Annotated in this window: 11 protein-coding genes and 1 pseudogene; 7 read left to right on the top strand and 5 right to left on the bottom strand. The window is 75.3% G+C overall.

Annotated features, from left to right (window positions below; translation table 11 throughout):
* The 6 genes and pseudogenes from WA788_RS29230 to WA788_RS36125 all read left to right on the top strand — a co-directional run.
* Positions 1–358 (top strand): annotated as a pseudogene (locus WA788_RS29230) (hypothetical protein); the annotation flags it as partial.
* Positions 355–981: a nucleoside-diphosphate kinase gene (locus tag WA788_RS29225; RefSeq protein WP_335982322.1), complete on the top strand. Its 627-nt coding sequence runs from the start codon at positions 355–357 to the stop codon at positions 979–981. The pseudogene WA788_RS29230 and the gene WA788_RS29225, both read left to right, overlap by 4 nt.
* A gap of 41 nt (positions 982–1022) precedes the next feature.
* Complete coding sequence (locus WA788_RS29220; protein ID WP_335982321.1) at positions 1023–2126, top strand: radical SAM protein; 1104 nt, start codon at positions 1023–1025, stop codon at positions 2124–2126.
* Entirely contained in the window at positions 2123–2725 is a 603-nt protein-coding gene (locus WA788_RS29215) for a 3'-5' exonuclease (protein WP_335982319.1), read from the top strand. The genes WA788_RS29220 and WA788_RS29215 overlap by 4 nt, the downstream gene beginning before the upstream one ends.
* Positions 2719–3309: a hypothetical protein gene (locus WA788_RS29210; RefSeq protein WP_335982317.1), complete on the top strand. Its 591-nt coding sequence runs from the start codon at positions 2719–2721 to the stop codon at positions 3307–3309. The genes WA788_RS29215 and WA788_RS29210 overlap by 7 nt, the downstream gene beginning before the upstream one ends.
* Complete coding sequence (locus tag WA788_RS36125; RefSeq protein WP_443034111.1) at positions 3306–4073, top strand: hypothetical protein; 768 nt, start codon at positions 3306–3308, stop codon at positions 4071–4073. Before WA788_RS29210 ends, WA788_RS36125 begins: the two co-directional genes overlap by 4 nt.
* A 202-nt stretch (positions 4074–4275) precedes the next feature.
* Here WA788_RS36125 and WA788_RS29200 read toward each other — a convergent pair whose 3' ends face one another.
* Together WA788_RS29200 and WA788_RS29195 are read right to left on the bottom strand one after the other, a co-directional pair.
* Positions 4276–5241: a pirin family protein gene (locus tag WA788_RS29200; RefSeq protein WP_335982315.1), complete on the bottom strand. Its 966-nt coding sequence runs from the start codon at positions 5239–5241 to the stop codon at positions 4276–4278.
* 18 nt (positions 5242–5259) lie between these two features.
* The gene (locus WA788_RS29195; protein WP_335982342.1) at positions 5260–7140 is read right to left on the bottom strand and encodes an acyclic terpene utilization AtuA family protein; all 1881 of its coding nucleotides are present in this window, start codon (positions 7138–7140) and stop codon (positions 5260–5262) included.
* A 156-nt stretch (positions 7141–7296) separates the two neighbouring features.
* On the opposite strand from WA788_RS29195, the gene WA788_RS29190 reads away from it, so the two are divergent.
* Positions 7297–7884: an NUDIX hydrolase gene (locus tag WA788_RS29190; RefSeq protein WP_335982313.1), complete on the top strand. Its 588-nt coding sequence runs from the start codon at positions 7297–7299 to the stop codon at positions 7882–7884.
* A gap of 59 nt (positions 7885–7943) precedes the next feature.
* Here WA788_RS29190 and WA788_RS29185 read toward each other — a convergent pair whose 3' ends face one another.
* From WA788_RS29185 to WA788_RS29175, 3 genes are read right to left on the bottom strand one after another with little or no spacing between them, the layout of a single operon-like run.
* Positions 7944–8972, bottom strand: a complete 1029-nt coding sequence (locus WA788_RS29185; protein WP_335982311.1) for an alpha/beta hydrolase — start codon at positions 8970–8972, stop codon at positions 7944–7946.
* Between the two features lie 8 nt (positions 8973–8980).
* Positions 8981–13585 (bottom strand): beta-ketoacyl synthase N-terminal-like domain-containing protein, encoded by a 4605-nt coding sequence (locus tag WA788_RS29180; protein WP_335982309.1) that lies wholly within the window; start codon positions 13583–13585, stop codon positions 8981–8983.
* Entirely contained in the window at positions 13578–15407 is a 1830-nt protein-coding gene (locus tag WA788_RS29175; protein ID WP_335982307.1) for a fatty acyl-AMP ligase, read from the bottom strand. The genes WA788_RS29180 and WA788_RS29175 overlap by 8 nt, the downstream gene beginning before the upstream one ends.
* Positions 15408–15472: the final 65 nt, after the last annotated feature.

Here is a 15472-nt window from a genome sequence, read left to right as displayed (position 1 = left end):
GGACCGCGTGCTGGCAGAGGCAGCGACCCGGACTGAGCCTCCCGCCTTCCCGTTCCCGCCGATGCCCGCGACGACCACCGCCGGCACCATCACACACATCCTGGAGCACGAGCACGCTCTGCGGACGAACCAGGCGGCCTACAGCGCAGACGATGTCGCCGCCCTCGACCTCGACCCGTACTGGCAGCAGGCGGTACTGCTCTTCGAGGTCCATCGGCAGATCACCCACGAGCGAGCCCAACGGGTCGACGCCGCAGTGCTCGCCGCGCTCGACCCCGGGCTGCGCTGGCTGGCCGGGCACCGCTGGCCGGCCGGGCACCGCTGGCCGGCCTGCGCCGCCGCGGCAGGTGCCCGGTGAACCGGAAGCCGGCGCGCAGCGGCGCGGTGGTCGAGGGCGTGGACTGGGATCGCTGGTCGGTGGTCCTGTGCAAGCCCGACGCGGTCGAGCGGGGGCTGGTCGACCGTGTTCTGGCCCGGTTGTCGCTGCCGGGCGTGCAGGTGCTCGGCCGGACCGAGGTGACGGTCGCGCCATGGCAGATCCACGTCCACTACTGGGACATGCTCGTCGACCGGGACTGGTTCCCCGACCGGGACATCCCGGCGTGCCTGGACGCGGAGTTCGCCGGCCGCGCGGTCGTCGTGGCGCTGGCCTACGGGCGGCGCGGCATCCACGGGTGGCTGCGGGCTCAGCTCGGGCACTACGACCCGACAGTGGCCGCGGCCGGCACCATCCGCGGCGACCTCGGAGACGACTCACTCGCCCAGGCCCTCGCCGAGCGGCGCCTGATCCGCAACCTCGTCCACACCAGCGACGACCCGGCGGCGGCTTGCCGGGACTTCGGCACCTGGTACGGCGCCGCCCGCCGTGACCTGCTGCTCCCCCACCAGCGCACCACTACGCCCCGCGCCACCCCCATCCACCCCTGGGAGGAACCGTCAGCACGCCCGTCCCGTCGTCTCGGCGCCCGCTGCCGATCCTGACGCCCGACCAGGTCGGGCAGACGAAGCCCGCACTCGCCGACGTGATCGAGTACCGCAAGAGCGGGCTGTCGCTGAACTGGATCGTCGGCTGCCCGCTCGACTGCGGCTACTGCGTCCGCCACCTCTTCGACAACTTCGAGATGAAGACCCCGCGCCGGTTGATCACCGACGAGGAAGCCGTCGCCGCACTCACCGGCCACCGGTACTTCCGCCCGCACCGCACCCCGATCCAGCTCCTGAACCGGGCGACCGACCCGATGCTGCCGGTCGTCAAGCCCCACCTGTTCGCGGTGCTGCGCGCGCTGGACGAGCAGGGCCTGACGAACCACGTGCTGATCATCACGCGGTGGCGCGTCGATCCCGAGGACTGTGCCATCCTCAACTCCTTCACGCACCTGCGGCTGACGGTACTGGTCACGCACTCCGGGATCGACGACCCTTCGATCGAGCCGGTTGACTCCACGATCGCAGCGACCAGCCTGCGCACGCTGTACGAGCACGCCGAGCGGTACCGCACGGTGCTGTACTGGCGGCCGATCGTGCCCGGCCTCAACGACTCCCCCACCCACCTGGAGCGCGCCCGAGAGCTGACCGCGCATGCCCATGCCACGGTGTTCACCGGCCTGTTCTTCCGGCAGGAGATCGCGGACTACTACGCGGCGCACGGACTGCCGATGCCGTACGACGACACCGCGCGCCGCAAGATCATGCCCGAGGACACCGAGCAGCGCATCCTGGACTCCTTCCACCGCCCCGAGCGGCCCATGGCCCCGTGGGGCGCGCTGTTCCGGAAGACGTCGTGCGCGGTCGCGTACGCCCACGGGGAGGCCGACTACAACGGCCACCTCGGCATCCGGGAGCTGTGCGAGATCTGCCCGGCCGAACAGGTCGCCCGGTGCCAGGCGGCGTGGACACGGCCCGACCTCGCCGAGGTGACCGCGGCGGCACGCCAGTTGGGCGCGACCGGCCCGGTGGAGATCGACGAGCGGGCCATCATCGTGGAGGGCCTGGACGAACCTCCGCGCTACTTCCTCCAGCACGGCTACGGCTTCCAGTGCCACGACAAGGCCAAGCCCCACCACTACCGCCAGCACGGCCGCGCGCCGATCGGCTGGCCGGCACAGAACGGACCGCACACGCCATGAACCACAGCACCTGGCCCGCCCTGCTCGTCGTCGACGTCGAAGGCAACGGCACCAACCCGCCCGACCTGGTGGAGATCGCCGCACTGCCGATCCGCGACGGACGACCGGACGTGGGCACGGCCGGAGCATGGCTGATCCGCCCGGCCCGGCCCGTCACGCCCTTCGCGGCCCGGGTACACGGCCTGACCAACGAGACCCTCGCCTCCTGCCCGGCCTGGCCGGACGTCGCCGGGCAGGTACGCCACCTGCTCGGCGACGCGTGGATCTGCGCCCACAACGCGCACACCGACTACCGGGCGCTGTCCGCGCACCTCCCCGGCTGGGCACCAGCCGGCGTCCTCGACACCCTCCGCCTGGCCCGCACCACCTGGCCCGGACTGCCCTCCTACAGCCTCGACGCGCTCCTCGAGACCGCGCAGCCGGACCTCAGCGCCGTGCCGGACCAGCGGCACCGGGCCCGATACGACGCGTACGCCACCGCCCAACTCCTCCTCGCCATGGCCGAGCACTACCCGTCCTGGGACCAACTCGCAGCGGCCGCGGTGCCGCCCGGCCTGCCCGGAGCCCCCCAACCAGAACAGGACCCCACCCTGTGGTGAAGACCCCCCTGCGCATCGGCATCACCGGCGCCCACTTCACCGGCAAGACCCAGCTGCTGCGCCGCATAGAGAGGGAACTGCGCGCGGCCGGACTGTCCGTCGCCCGCACCGGCCACCTAGGTACACGAGCCGCCGGCCTCGGACTCCCGAAGATGTCGCGACACACGACCGCCTCCACCGAGTGGATCATGGCACAGGGCATCGCCGACGAGATCGCCGCGGCAGCCCAGGGCGCGGAAGTAGTCCTGGCCGACCGCGCGGTGATCGACGCCCTGGCCTACTACTACGCGGCGTTGGACCTGCGCGCGGAGCCGGCCGCCCCGGCGGAGGACGAGCGGCTGCGACTGCTGGCAGGCACCCAGCACGCCAAGTACCAACTCCTGCTCGCCACGGTGCTGGACAGGACCGCGCCCGTCGACACGGACGACGCGTACGGGCGGTACCGCGTCCTCGTCGACCGCCACGTGCACGCGCTCCTGGCCGAAGAACGCCTCGCGCACCTGCGCGTCGGCTACGACGAGGAGGACCAAGCGCGGGCGGTGCAGCTCGCAGTCGACTTCGTGATCACGGCGGCTTCGACATGACCAGGCCGCAGACGGACCGGGAGCGCACGCCGTACATGAACTGGCGTCCGCCGACGGAGTGGACCGCGGTGGTGATCGAGGTCGACCCTGACCACCTGCTGCTGCGCGACGTGGGCGGAGGCTTCCTCCTCCCCGGACAGGCAGTCCGCAACAGCCAGACACCCCAGGAAGCCGCCCGGAACGCACTACTCGGTCCCGATAGCGCGGAGCATGCACTTCTGCCGGTGCTGATCGACAGGTGGCAGATGTCGCGGCGCCTCGTCACCGTCCACACGTTCGTCAGCGCTGCCCCGCTCTCACGAGCGGCCGCACAGGCCCTGCGACCCGCGGACGGCCGCTCGCACCCGGCGATCGTCTCCCGAAACCGGGCGTGGGAGCTGCTGCCGGCCAAGGCCCGGCCACGGGCGCAATTCGCCATCGCGGCGCAGGAGTTCCAGCAGACCGCGTACTTGGAATGGCAAGCCTGGCCGCGGTCACACGCCTCGCTCGGGCTCCCAACCGACTTCCGTCCGGCCGAACCCGCGCAGCCACATCGCGGTCGGGCACCGGCCTGTGGCCCGGATACCGCAACGGCCGCTCCTTCCTCGGCAGCAGCGGCTCCGGCAGTTCCCACCGGCCATCCGGACCCGATCCATGGCGAAGTCCCCATGGAGGGCACCAAGGTCTACGGCGGTCCGCATGGTGCGGAGTCGCGTCGTAACCGGTGGGGCTCAGCTCGCGAAACCGGTGGCACTTGGCCAGGAGCAACCACGACGAGCACCTGACTACTGGTCAGTAAAGTCAGCATTGGGTCAGCATCAGTCCTGGCGCACCCTGTCACACCTGTACGCACATGTGAATCCACCGCCGCGCCGCGCGTGCTTTCCGAGCCAGGAGAGCGCACGCGGGGGACAGCGCGGAGGGCCGCTCGGGATCAGGTCGGGCATGCCGCGCCGAGCGGGCCGGGGAAGTCAGACAACCCACAGGTCAGCGCTCGCGGCCGCGCGGCTTCAAGGGGGTCGGGGGGAGCGCAGGGGCCAGGAGGCGGGCGCCGTCGTAGCCGTGGACCTCGCCGAAGCGGGTGCCGGTGTGCCAGTCGTCGCGGGCCTGGGAGATCTCCTCCGCGGTGCGGGCCACGAAATTCCAAAACATGATCAACTTCTCGGCGAAGGGCTCGCCGCCCAGGAGCATGAGGGAGGACGCGGTGTCGGCGAGGAGGGGGAGATCGCGGCGGCCGGCGCCGAGGTAGAGGAGCGACCCGGGGGTGAGGGGGACGCCGTCGACGTCGACGCGGCCGGACATGGCCAGGGCGGCGTACTCGAAGTCGGGTTGGAGGGGCAGGCGGGCGGCGGCGCCCTCGGCGAGGGTGAGGTCGGCGCCGACGAGCGGGGTGTGGACGGTGCCGGGTGAGGCACTTCCGTCGAGTTCGCCGAGGATGACGGTGGCGTGCAGCCCGGGGGCGGTGACCTCGGGGAGTTCGGCGTGGTGCTCGAAGGCGGGGGCGATGTGGCGCTGGGCGTCGGGCAGCGCGACCCACAGTTGGGCGCCGTGCAGGTAGCGGGCGTGGTCGCGCGGCGACTCCTCGGAGTGCGAGATGCCCCGCCCGGAGGTCATCAGCCCCAACTCCCGCGGTCGGACGGTCTGTTTGCTGCCGAGGCTGTCGCGGTGCAGCACCTCGCCCTCGTGCAGCCAGCTCACCGTCTGGAGTCCCGTGTGCGGGTGCGGCGGCACCTGCATGCCGGGCTCGCGGGCGATGTCGTCGGGGCCGTAGTGGTCGACGAAGCACCACGCGCCGATCATGCGGCGGCCGAGGTTGGGGAGCAGCCGGCGCACCTCGGTGCTCTCGCCGAGCGGCGTGAGGCGGCCGGCGAGCAGTTCGCGGACCGGGGCGGCGGACACGTCCTCGCGGCCGCCGCAGACGCTGGCGGACGGTTTCACATCGAGATTGCTCATGCCCCGATCATGCACCGCTCAGGCGCCGGGGTCCGGGTGCGGCGCCCGCGGGGGCTCCACGAGGTGCTCGGGGATGTCCGCCAACCGGGCGCGCAGCCGCTCGCCGAGCGCCTTCGCCTGCGGGTCGGCGCCGGTGGAGGCCGCGACGCCGTCGCCGAGCAGGTCGTGGACGACGAAGTTGAGCGCGCGCAGGCCGGGCAGTTCGTAGCGGCTGACCGGCAGCCGGGCGGTCTCGGGCAGCAGCGCGCGCAGCCGGGGCACGTCGAGGTAGTCGCGCAGCCAGGTGTACGTGTCGTCGTCGCGGGCCCACAGGCCGACGTTGGCGTCGCCGCCCTTGTCCCCGGAGCGCGCGCCGACGAGCGTGCCGAGCGGCAGGCGCACGGTCCGGCCGGGTGTGGCGGCGCCGCGACCGCCGTACGGTTCCGCGCGCTCGGGCCGGGGTGCGCCGTCGACGGGGGGCGGCGGCGGGGGTACGGCGTCGGGCCGCAGCCCGGGGGCCGCGCGTCCCGGCAGCAGGCGGCCGGGCGTGGCGGACGGCGCGGGTGACGCGGGCGGGCCGGGCACCGGCAGCCGGGTGCCGTCCGCGAGCACCGTGACCGCGGCCACCTCCGCCGCGGGCACCAACGCGGGCCAGTACACGCCGAATTCGCTGGGCCGGGCGCCGGCATGCTCCAGGTACAGCCCGGGGTAGCCGGCCAGCGCGGTGCCGGCGACGGCCGTGAAGAAGCCGCGGCCGACCTTCGCCGGGTCGGGGTCCTTCACCGTGAGGGTGAGGCGGTCCACCTCGTGGCCGTGCTCGCGCCGCAGGTCGTAGCCGGCGAACGCGGTCGGGCCGCCGGTGGCGTCGCGCAGTGCGGCCTCGGCGTAGTCGGCCTTGGCGTCGAGGTCGAGGCCGGTGAGGACGAACACCGCGGAGTTGCGGTGGCCGCCGACGTGGTTGACGCACACCTTGAGGGTGTCGGGCGCCGGTTCCCCGGCGACCGGGCCGACCGCGACCCGGTCGGGGCCCTGCTGGGTGAGGCGCACGGTGTCGAAGCGGGCCACCACGTCGGTGTTGAGGTAGGCGGGGTGCCCGGTCTCGTACAGGAGTTGGGCGGTGACGGTGCCGACGGTGACGGCGCCGCCGGTGCCGGGGTGCTTGGTGATGACGCTGGAGCCGTCGGGGTGGATCTCGGCGAGGGGGAAGCCGGGGTGGACGGGATCGGGGATCTCGGTGAAGAAGGAGTAGTTGCCGCCGGTGGCCTGGGTACCGCACTCGATGATGTGGCCCGCGGTGACCGCGCCGGCCAGCGCGTCCCAGTCGTCGGCGGCCCAGCCGAACGCCCATGCGGCGGGTCCGACCACGAGCGAGGCGTCGGTGACGCGGCCGCAGACCACGACGTCGGCGCCGGCCCGCAGCGCCCGGGTGATGCCCCAGCCGCCGAGGTAGGCGTGGGCGGTGACCGGTTCGACGCCGGCCGCGGCCAGCGGGCGGCCGGTGGCGAGGTGGGCGAAGTCGTGGCCGCGGGCGGTGAGTTCGGGCAGCCGGTCGAGCAGGTCGTCACCCTCGACGTGGGCGACGGAGGGGTGCAGCCCGGCGGCCTCGGCGAGTTCGCGGAGTTTCGCGGCGAGCCCGGCGGGGTTGAGGCCGCCGGCGTTGACCACGACCTTGATGCCGCGGTCCAGGCAGGTGCCGAGCACGTCGTGCATCTGGGCGAGGAAGGACAGCGCGTAGCCGCCCTCGGGGTCGCGCCGCCGGGCCTTCCACAGCAGCAGCATGGTGAGTTCGGCGAGGTAGTCGCCGGTGAGGACGTCGATCGGGCCGCCCTCGACCATCTCGCGGGCGGCGGCGAGCCGGTCGCCGTAGTAGCCCGAGCAGTTGGCGATCCGCAGCGGTGCGGTGCGGCCCCGGCCGTACACCGGCGCACCGGCCGCAGCGGTCGTGCCCACCGGACCGTTCGCCGCATCCGTCACCGTACTCTCCCGTCACTTCGCCCCAGGGTCACCGGCCCCGCGATCCTCGTGCCGATGCCCGCACCGCGCAAGCCCCCCGGCGGGCGGTGGTTGAATCGCGGTATGAGCGAACCACCCGCGCACTCCGGCCCCGCCGCTGCCGACGACGACGGCACCACCGAGGACGGCAGCCTGCTCTCCGTCCACGAGGTGATCGACATCGTGGACGAGGACGACAACGTCATCGGCACCTCCCCCCGCGGCGAGGCGTACGCGCGCGGACTGCTGCACCGTTGCGCGTTCATCCTGGCCCGCGACCCGGCCGGCCGGATCTTCGTGCACCGCCGCACCGCCCGCAAGCTCGTCTTCCCCGCCCTCTACGACATGTTCGTCGGCGGTGTGGTCGGCGCGGGCGAGTCCTACGACGCGACGGCGCTGCGCGAGGCCGAGGAGGAACTCGGGGTGAGCGGACTGCCGCAGCCCACGCACCTGTTCACCTTCCGCTACGACCGGCAGGACCAGCCCGGCGGCTGGTTCTCGGCGGTGTACGAGGTGCGGGTGGACGGCCCGGTCCGGCCGCAGCCGGAGGAGGTCGCCTGGCACGGCTTCGTGACCGAGGAGGAGCTGCGGCAGCGGCTGGCGGAGTGGGAGTTCGTGCCGGACGGCCTGGAGGCGTACCGCCGGCTCGTGCGGTGGCGGGCCGAACGGTAGCCGTACGCCGCCCTGTTCGGCCCGCCGGCCGGTTCAGCGGTGCAACTCCTGTCGGCCGCTCAGCTGTTCAGCCCGAGCGCCTGGGAGATCAGCGGCCAGGACGTCTTGTACTCCTCCTTCCAGTACGTCCAGCTGTGCGTGCCGCCGGTGTAGAAGTGCGTCTGGACCGGGATGCCGAGCAGCGCCAGCCGCAGGGCGAACGCCTGCGATCCGGGCCACAGCGCGGTCTCCAGCGCCTCCGCGCTCAACTCGCCGTTGCCTCCGGCGACTCCGGTGCCGGAGGAGAGGTAGAGCTTGGTGCCCCGGAGTCCCGAGGCGACGTCGAAGGGGTTCTCGGCGCTCCACAGCGCGTAGTTGAGGACGGGCGAGCCCCACAGCGACAGCGGGTCGAGGCTCTCCCGGGCGACGATCGCCTCCACCACGGTGGGCATGCCGGGCATCGTGGTGTCGAGCACGCCGCTGTACGAGGCCGCGGCGGCGAACGTGCCGGGGTGCCGCGCGGCGAAGGCCATCGCCGCCCAGCCGCCGGTGGACACCCCGCCGATCGCCCGGGTGGTGCCGGCCCGGTAGTCCTGCTGGAGCAGCTGCATCAACTCCGTGACCTGGAAGGTCTCGTAGTCGGGGTGGTCGCTGCCGTAGTTCCACCAGGTGCTGGGGATGCCGGTCGGGCCGGACGACGGCATGGCGACGATCACCTCCTGGCCCGCGGTGAACTGCTCGATGTCGGTCTCGCGGGTCCACGAGGTGTAGTCGTCGTGGGCGCCCTGGAGCAGGTAGAGCACCGGCCAGGTGCGGCCGGCCTGGGCGGACCAGTCGGCGGGCAGCAGCAGCCGGGTGGCCACGGTGCCGCCGACCGCGGGCGAGGAGATCTGGAGGTCGACGGTGCGGGCGTCGAGCCAGGTCTCGGAGACGACGTGCGCGCCGTCCGCGGCGGTGCCGGCGGGTACGGCGGCCGCTGCGCCGCGGGCGGGGGCGGCCGACGCGGGGCCGGCCGGGCCGAGGACGAGCGCCGAGGCGGCGGTGAGCGCGACGGCCAGTGCGACGGCCGGTGCGGCGGCGGCCCCGGTGAGACGGCGGTGCGTGGGCATGGGACACCTCATGTCGTAGGCGGTACGGGGGCGGCGGCGGCGGGGACGGCCAGGTCGCGGGCGAGCAGCGCGGCGAGTTCGTCCACCACGGGCGGGTCGAGGAGCGCGAGGTGGTGGCCGGGCAGCGGGCGGACCGTCAGGTCCGGGCAGTGGGCGTCCCAGCCGAGCGCCGGGTCCGCGCGGTCGTACCGGGGGTCGTACACCGTGTGCGGGGCGGGCTCGGTGGCACGGTAGAGCAGGGTGCGGCCGGCGTAGGGGCGCGGGGTGTGCCGTTCGGCGCTGCGCAGGTCGAGGTAGGACGCGCGCTGGTGCTCCAGTACGGCCGCGGGCAGGTCGGCGGTGCGGGCGAGCGCGCCGACGACGAGGTCCACCTGGCCGGCGTCGTCGAGTGCGGCGAGGTGGTCGTACGGCAGGTCGAGGCGGGTGCCGTAGGTCTCCTCGACGTAGCGGGCGAAGCCGGCGAAGCGCCGCAGGGCCTCGTCGTGCGGGGTGAGCCGTTCGGCGGGCAGCGGCAGCACGCTGTCCACGAGCACCAGCGCGGCGACCGTCCCGGCGAGCGGCTCGGCGTCCGGGTCCGGGCCTGTCTCGGGTGCCGCGAGCAGCCGGGCGGTCTCCTGCGCGACCAGCCCGCCGTACGACCAACCGCCCAGCACCCAGGGGCCGTTGGGGCGGGTGGCGCGGATCAGCCGGGCGTAGGCGCGGGCGCGGTCGCCGACGTCGGCGAGGTCGGGCAGCCGGTCCAGGCCGTAGCAGGGGCGGTCCGGGCCGAGCCGCTGGGCGAGGGCGGCGTAGACCGCGGACGAGCCGCCCGCCGGGTGCAGCAGGAACAGCGGCGCCCGGGTGCCTTCGGCGCGCAGGGTGCGGACGGGGCCGCCGGACGCCGATTCCAGGCGCGGGCGCAGGAGTTGGGCGATCGCAGCCACGGTGGGCGGCCGGGCCGCCGCCAACTCCCCCGGCGTGACCGGGTGTCCGCTGCGGGCGGCCAACTCCTCGGCGAGCCGGATCACCTGGCCGGTCGCACGGGAGGGCAGCCCGAGGTCGTCCTCGGCACCGGGCGGCGGCCCGCCCGTGACGGCGGCCCAGGCGTGGGCGACCAGCCGCTCGGCGGCGTCGCGCGGCTGGACCCGGCGGCGGGGGCGCCGGTCGGCCAACAGCCTTGTCGCCGGGGCGGGTTCGGCGGCCGGTCCGCTGTCCGCTGCTTCCAGCCACGCCGCCAGTGCCTCGACGGTGCCGTGCCGCAGCAGCACGCGCGGCTCGACGGCGACCCCGAAGTCCCGGCCGACGGCGGCGAGGATGCGGGCGGCCATCAGGGAGTCGAGGCCGAGGTCGGTCAGCGGGGCGCGCGGGTCGATGTCGGCCGGGGTGTACCCCATGACCTGGGCGACGTGGCCGAGCAGGCGGTCGAGGACGGTCGGGGCGGCGGGAGGGGCAGTGGAAGGGGCAGCCGCGGTCGCGGAAGCGGTCGACGACGCCGACACGCCCTCGTCGCAGGCCTGTTCAGCCGTTACGCGGTGCACCGCCGCGGCCGCCGCCCAGTACCTGCGGTGCAGCCACCCGGCCACGGGCACGTCCGCGAGCCGGGCCCCCGGATGCAGCAGGTCCCGCGCGACCGGGATGCCGTGCAGCAGGTGCGCGGCCAGCCCCGCGCGGAAGCCTCGGGCGTCGTCGGTGTTCCGGCGCAGCGTCGGCAGCAGCACCGCGCCCTCGATGCCGTCGGCGGCCAACGTCTCCGCGAGCGGGTGGAGTTGGGTGGGGTGCGCGGAGATCTCGACGTACGTGCGGTGGCCGTCGGCGGCCGCGGCGGCGACCGCCTGCGCGAACCGCACCGGGCGGCGCAGCCCGGCGGCCCAGTAGCCGGCGCCGAAGGCGGGCGCCTCGCGCGGGTTGTCCAGCACGGTGCCGTAGAAGGCGCAGCCGGGCGCGGTGTGCGGCACCTCGCCGAGTTGCCGGGTGAGCGGTGTGAGCAGCGGGTCCACCTGCGGGGAGTGCCCGGCGGCGACCACCCTCAGCGGGCGGGCCATTCCGCCCAGCCGGCGCACCACGGCGACCAGGTTCGCGATGTCGCCGGCGGTGCCGGTCACCACGCTCTGCGCGGGCGAGGAGTGCACGGCGACCCGTACGCTCGGGCAGGTGGCGGCGTGGCGGCGCACCTCGGCCGCGGACAGCTCCACCACGGCCATCGCGCCGCCGGACAGTCCGTCGAGCAGCCGCGCCCGGGTGCCGATGATCCGCGCGCCGCTCTCCTCGTCGATCGCGCCGGCCACGACCGCGGCGGCCACCTCGCCCATGGAGTGCCCGATGACGGCGGCCGGCTGGAGGCCGTAGGAGCGCCACAGCGCGGCCAGCGCGACCTGGAGCCCGAAGAGCACGGGCTGCACCACGGACGGGGTCGCCAACTCCGCGTCGGGCCGCAGGTGCGCGCGAAGGGACAGGCCGGCGTGGCGTGCCAGCAGTGGTTCCAGCCGGTCCACGGCGGCCGCGAACGCCGGTTCCGCCGCGAGCAGCCGGCTGCCCATACCGGGCCACTGCGAGCCGTAGCCGGAGAAGACCCACACCGGGCGGGCGCTGTCCGACGGGCGGGGCGGGTAGGCGGGCCGGGGTCCGTCGGGCAGCGGCGGCGGGGCCGGGCGCACCAGGGCGGGGTGGGGCCGGCCGGCGGCCAGCGCTGTGAGGGCGTCGGCGGCCTCGGCGTGGTCCGCGGCCACGACGGCGGCGCGGTGGCGGCCGCGGCCGGTACGGCCGTGCAGGGTGCGGGCGGTGTCGCGCAACGGCGCGGCGCGGCCGTCCCGGGTGGTGAGCCAGCGGCCGAGGTCCTCCGCGGCGGCGCGCAGCCGGGCGTCCGTCGCCGCGTCGAGCACGAGCACGGCGGGCGGCGGCTCGGTGACGGCGGGCCGGGAGCGGGACCGGGACCGGGGCGCGTCGGCCGGGTGGTACTCGGCGAGCGCGACATGGGCGTTGGTGCCGCCGAAGCCGAACGCGGAGACGCCCGCGGTCGCGGTGCCGGAGTAGCGCGGCCAGGGTTCGGGGCCGGTCACGACGCGCAGCCCGAGCGCGTCGAAGTCGATCAGCGGGTTCGGCCGGTCGAGGTGGAGGTGGGCCGGCAGCACGCCGTGGTGCAGCGCGAGCACCGTCTTGGCCAGGCCGACCAGGCCCGCGGCGGCCTCCAAGTGGCCGAAGTTGGTCTTCGCCGAGCCGAGCAGCAGCGGCTGGTCGGGGTCGCGGCCCGCGCCGAGCACCGCGCCCAGCGCGTGTGCCTCGATCGGGTCGCCGAGTGCGGTGCCGGTGCCGTGCGCCTCGACGTAGTCCAGCAGCGTGCCCTGGTCGCCGTGGACCTGGCGCAGCAGGGCACGCTGCGCGGCGGGGTTGGGGGCGAGCAGCCCGTTGGAGCGGCCGTCGGAGTTCACGGCGGTGCCGCGGATCACCGCGAGCACCCGGTCGCCGTCCCGTTCGGCGTCGGCCAGCCGCTTGAGCACGGCCACCACGCAGCCCTCGCCGCGCACCATGCCGTCGGCCTTCGCGTCGAACGTCTTGCAGCGGCCGTCCGGTGCGAGGGCGCCCGCGCGCTGGAACGCCAGCGTCAGCGCGGGTGACAGCAGCAGGTTGACGCCCGCGGCCAGCGCGGTGTCGGTCTCGCCGCCGGCGAGGCTGCGTACGGCGTGGTGCACCGCGACGAGCGACGACGAGCAGGCGGTGTCCACGGCCATGCTCGGGCCGCGCAGGTCCAGCGCGTACGAGAGTCGGTTCGCGGCGATGCTCAGCGCGGCGCCCGGCGGGGTCCAGGCGTCGACCGCGCCGAGGTCGGCGGTGGTCAGCGACGCGTACTCGTTGCCGCTGATGCCCACGAAGACGCCGGTGGCGGTGCCGGCGAGTTCGGGGGCGGGGATCGCCGCGTGGTCCAGGCCCTCGCGGGCGACCTCCAGCAGCAGCCGCTGCTGCGGGTCCATCCGGACGGCCTCGTGGGGGGAGATGCCGAAGAACTCCGCGTCGAAGCCGGCGATGTCCGGCAGGAAGGCGCCGTGCCGGCTCACCCCGCCCGGCGCCGCGGGGTCCGCAGCCGGGCCGCCCGGCGGGAGGAAGGGCGTCCACCGGTCGTCCGGCACCGTGCCCACCGCGTCCCGCCCCGCGCACAGCAGTTCCCACAGGGCCGCGGGCGAGGTGGCGCCGCCGGGCAGCCGGCACCCGAGGCCGATGACGGCCACGGGTACGGATGTCGGTACGGGCGCCGGTGCGGCGGAGGGGCCCGGGCCGGTGGCCGCCGCCTGCGGGCGCGGGGGCGCCACCGCGCCGCCGACCGTGACCGTCCCGCCGGTACCGCCCGTGCCGTCGGTGCCGTCGGTGCCGCCCGCGGCGATCACGTCGAGCAGCCGGCCGAGCGTCGTGGCGTCCCACAGCGCGGTGGGCGCCAATGCCACCCCGGTCAGCTCGCGCACGTCCCCGGCCAGCGCGACCGCGTCCCGCGAGGTGAGCCCCAACTCGGCGAAGGGCCGGTCGTCGTCGATGGTTGCGGGGTCGATGCCGTACCACTCCCCCAGCCGGGCCACGACCGCCTCCCGCACCCCGCTGCGCCGCGCCGCCGGGGCGCCGGTCGCGGCCGGGGCGGCGGCGCTACGCACCGGAGCCGCCCTTCGGCGCGAAGGCACCGGCGAGGTACCGCTCGCGGCAGGCGGACCGCGCGACCTTCCCGCTGGACGTGCGGGGCACGGCGCCCGGGGGCACCAGCACGAGCCGGGCCAGGCGGATGCCGTGGCGGTCGGAGACGGCCGCGCGGGCGGCGCCCTCGGCGGCGGCACCTTCGTCGGCGGTGGGTTCGGCGCCGCGGCGGTACTCGGCGACGGCCACGATCGCGGTGGCCGCGATGGCGGCGGCCGCGTCGTCGCCGCCGGGCCCGCTCCCCGGTCCGGCGGGCGCCGTGAAGACGGCGAGCCGGTCCCGCCGGACCAGGGGCACCGCCGCCTGCACGGTCTCCTCGACGTCCTGCGGGTAGTGGTTCCGGCCGTCCACCACGAGCAGGTCCTTCAGCCGCCCGGTGACGTACAACTGGCCGTCGTACAGGGCGCCGAGGTCGCCGGTGCGCAGCCAGTCGCCGTACTCGCCGGTGATGCGGGCGGCGAAGGACTCCGCTGAGCGGTCGGCCCGCTTCCAGTAGCCGAGGCCGATGTTGGGGCCGCGCAGCCGGATCTCGCCGACGTGGCCGGCCGGCAGCGGGCGGCCGGTGCGCGGGTCGGTGATGCGCAGCACCTGGCCGACCGGGGTGCCGCAGCCGACGAGCGTCACCGGCGCCGGGCCGTCCGCCGCTGCCGCGGGCTCCGAACCCGCCGCTGTGGCCGAGTCGTTGACCGGCTCCACCCGGCCCTGCGCGAGCGCGTCCGGGTCGCAGGTCAGGGTGCGGGGCGCCGCGGTCGGCGGGTCGGTGGTGGCGAAGACGGTCGCCTCGGCCAGCCCGTAGGAGGGGCAGTGCGCTTCGGGGCGCAACCCGGCCGGCGCGAAGGCCGCACGGAAGCGCTCCACGGTGCCGGCGCGGACCGGTTCGCTGCCGTTGATCAGCGCCCGGACCCCGTCCAGCCGCAGGCCCGCGGCCTCTTCCGGGTCGATCCGGGCGGCGCAGTAGTCGTAGGCGAAGTTCGGCGCGGCGCTGATGGCGCCCGGGTAGGCGGCGAGCAACCGCAGCCAGCGGACGGGCTGTTCGAGGAAGGCGACGGGGTCGGTGAGGACCGAGGGGAAGCCGCCGACGACGGGCGCGGCGACGCTGAGCACCAGGCCCATGTCGTGGAAGAGCGGCAGCCAGCCGACGGTCGTGGTGCCCTCGGCGGTGGCGGTGAACGCGTCGATCGCCTGCTGGGCGTTGGCGACGACGTTGCCGTGGCTGATCATCACCCCGGCGGGGACGCGGGTGGAGCCGGAGGTGTACTGGAGGTAGGCGATGTCCTCCGGGTCGGCGGCCGGCCACGGTATCCGCGGCGGCGGCTCGGCGCCCGCGGCCCGCTCTACGTGCAGCACCGGCACCGCCGGGATGCCGTGCGCGGCGGTGAACGCGGCCACCGCGGGCGCGGTCGCGGCGTCGGTGAGCACACAGCGCGGCTCGCAGTCGCCGAGGACCGCGGCGAGCCGGTCGGCGTGCCCGGGAAGGTCGGGCCCGAACAGCGGCACCGCGATCACCCCGGCGTACAGGCAGCCGAGGAACCCCGCGACGTAGCCGAGCCCTTGGGGCAGCATCAGGGCGGCGCGCTCCCCGGGGCCGACCCGGCCGCGCAGCCGCAGCGCGATGTCGCGGGCGTGCTCGTCCAGCCGCCGCCAGGTCAGCGAGCGGGCCCGGCCGGGCGAGTCGGGGGTCGGGTGGTCGACGAAGGTGAACGCCCGCTGCCCGCCGCGCTCGGCGGACCAGCGGCGCAGGGACTCGGTCAGCGGGACGGGCCGCGTGGGGGGCGGTGTCGGCACAGGCACTCCTGAGGGGACGTACGAAGGGGGCGTACGGAACGGGGCGGTGGGCTCGGCGTTCGCAG

Source organism: Streptomyces sp. CA2R106 (genome assembly GCF_037034245.1).
Classification (GTDB): Bacteria; Actinomycetota; Actinomycetes; order Streptomycetales; family Streptomycetaceae; genus Actinacidiphila.
Note: the sequence above shows the minus strand (reverse complement) of the source record. Positions and strands in the feature narration are given on the sequence as shown.